Here is a 2,128-nt window from a genome sequence, read left to right as displayed (position 1 = left end):
TGACCGGTACGGGACGTACGGGCGTACGGACGCGCCTCAGGCGTCGGGCGCGTCCGTACGCTGCGGCGGGGCCGCCCCCAGGCCCGCCATCAGCAGCGCGGTGAAGGTGCGCGCCCAGTCGCAGTCCACCGGCTCGGCGCTCACCAGGGCGCGGTGCACCACCGCGCCCGCGATGACGTCGAAGATCAGGTCCGCGTTGCGGGCCGCCGTCGCGGGGTCCTCCTCGTACGGCAGCTCGCCGCGGGCCTGCGCGCGCGCCCGGCCGAGCAGCACGAGCGTCTTCTGCCGGTCGACGATGGCCGAGCGGATACGGGCCCGCAGCGCGTCGTCGCGGGTGGACTCGGCGACCACCGCCATCAGGGCCGTCTTGGTCTCCGGGCGCTCCAGCAGGGCGGCGAAGCGCAGCACCACGCCCTCCACATCGGCCTGGAGGCTGCCGCGGTCCGGCAGGTCGAGATGTTCGTCGAAGAGGGCCGCGACCGCATCGACGACCAGTTCGTTCTTGCCCGCCCAGCGGCGGTAGAGGGTGGTCTTGGCGACCCCGGCGCGGGCCGCCACATCCCCCATGGTGAGTTTTCCCCAGCCGAGCTCGACGAGCGCCGCCCGGGTGGCGGCCAGGATCGCGAGATCGGCTTCGGCGCTGCGCGGGCGGCCCGGCCGGCCGACGGGTCTTGGCCCGCCGGTGGGTCTCGGTCCGCCGGCTGGGCTCGTGGGGCCGGCCGGGGGATTCATGGCGGCGACCTTACCGCCGAGTAGCCCGCTTCCCCAGAGGCCGTTGTCCGTGAGTGAGATCACGGATGGGCCCTGTTGCCGGGCCGATCGTTCCCGTTACGCTACGAGGCGTAGCGAAAGAGCGACAGCCATGCGCGCCACGGGTGGGGACCCGGCGCCGATCGAGGACCTCGCGGTACCTTTCCAGACTTTTTGGCCGAGTTCGACCGTATGCCCCGCAAACCGGCGGGGGGCTGTGGGCGGGCCCAGTCCGTGCATTGCACAACTTGCTTTACCGATCGCCTGGCGAAAGGGGGAGGATGGACCCATGCAGCCACGGAATATGTCCATGAGTGGAGTGGTCGACCTCGCCGCGGTGAAGGCGGCCGGGGAAGCGAAGCAGAAGGCGGAGCAGACGCGCGCCGAAGCCGCGCGCAATGGGGGCGACGCCGGGGCGGCCGGCGCCGCCCGTTTGATCTTCGACGTCGACGAGGCGGGTTTCGAGCAGGAGGTACTCCAGCGCTCCGCCGAGGTGCCGGTCGTCATCGACTTCTGGGCCGAGTGGTGCGAGCCGTGCAAGCAACTGAGCCCGCTGCTGGACCGGCTGGCCGGCGAGTACGCCGGGCGCTTCGTTCTCGCCAAGATCGACGTCGAGGCCAACCAACTGCTCTTCCAGCAGTTCGGCGTGCAGTCCATCCCCGCCGTCTTCGCGGTGGTGGCCGGGCAGGCCCTGCCGCTGTTCCAGGGTTCCGCGCCGGAGGCGCAGATCCGGCAGGTGCTGGACCAGCTGATCCAGGTCTCCGAGCAGCGGTTCGGGATCGTCGGCGCGCCGATCGACCCCGCGGCGGCCGCCGCCGGTGACCAGGGTGGCGAGCAGGGCGTCGACGAGGCCCCGGAGCAGCCCGAGGGTCCGTACGACAGCGCGCTCGGCGCGGCGCACCAGGCGCTGGACGAGGGCGACTTGAGCGGCGCGATCCAGGCGTACAAGAACGTGCTCTCGGACGACCCCGCCAACGAGGAGGCCAAGGCGGGACTGGCCCAGGCCGAACTGCTGCGGCGGGTGCAGGACCTGGACCCCCAGCAGGTGCGCAAGACCGCCGCCGACTCCCCGGCGGACGCCGCGGCCCAGATCGCCGCGGCCGACCTCGACCTGGTCGGCGGGCACGTCGAGGACGCCTTCGCCAGGCTCATCGACACCGTCAAGCGCACGGCGGGCGACGACCGCGAGGCCGCGCGGCTGCGGGTGCTGGAGCTGTTCGAGGTGATCGGCGCCGACGACCCCCGGGTCACCGCCGCTCGCATGGCGCTCTCCCGGGCGTTGTTCTGACCACTCCTGCCCCACGCTTGTCTCAAACAGTACAGCGACCGCGCTTTACCAAAACTTGGTAAACGCGGTCGCTGTTACTCGCAGTAAGTG

Annotated in this window: 2 protein-coding genes; one reads left to right on the top strand and one right to left on the bottom strand. The window is 71.8% G+C overall.

Going from position 1 to position 2,128, the window contains the following annotated elements:
• Positions 1-36: 36 nt before the first annotated feature.
• Positions 37-732, bottom strand: coding sequence for a TetR/AcrR family transcriptional regulator (locus ACFU99_RS41610; protein WP_384403408.1), 696 nt, complete (start codon positions 730-732; stop codon positions 37-39).
• A 307-nt stretch (positions 733-1,039) separates the two neighbouring features.
• Between ACFU99_RS41610 and ACFU99_RS41605 the strand changes: the two genes are divergently transcribed.
• Entirely contained in the window at positions 1,040-2,038 is a 999-nt protein-coding gene (locus ACFU99_RS41605; protein ID WP_384403405.1) for a tetratricopeptide repeat protein, read from the top strand.
• The last annotated feature ends 90 nt before the right edge of the window (positions 2,039-2,128 follow it).

The organism is Streptomyces sp. NPDC057654 (genome assembly GCF_042800135.1).
Classification (GTDB): domain Bacteria; phylum Actinomycetota; class Actinomycetes; order Streptomycetales; family Streptomycetaceae; genus Streptomyces.
The sequence above is the reverse complement of the archived record's forward strand: the minus strand, read 5'-3'. Positions and strand labels throughout refer to the sequence as shown.

What these genes read in the sequence shown, in the direction of transcription:
- ACFU99_RS41605 (WP_384403405.1), top strand. Translation starts at nt 1,040, where the DNA reads ATGCAGCCACGGAATATGTCCATGAGTGGAGTGGTCGACCTCGCCGCG.
- ACFU99_RS41610 (WP_384403408.1), bottom strand. Translation starts at nt 732, where the DNA reads ATGAATCCCCCGGCCGGCCCCACGAGCCCAGCCGGCGGACCGAGACCC.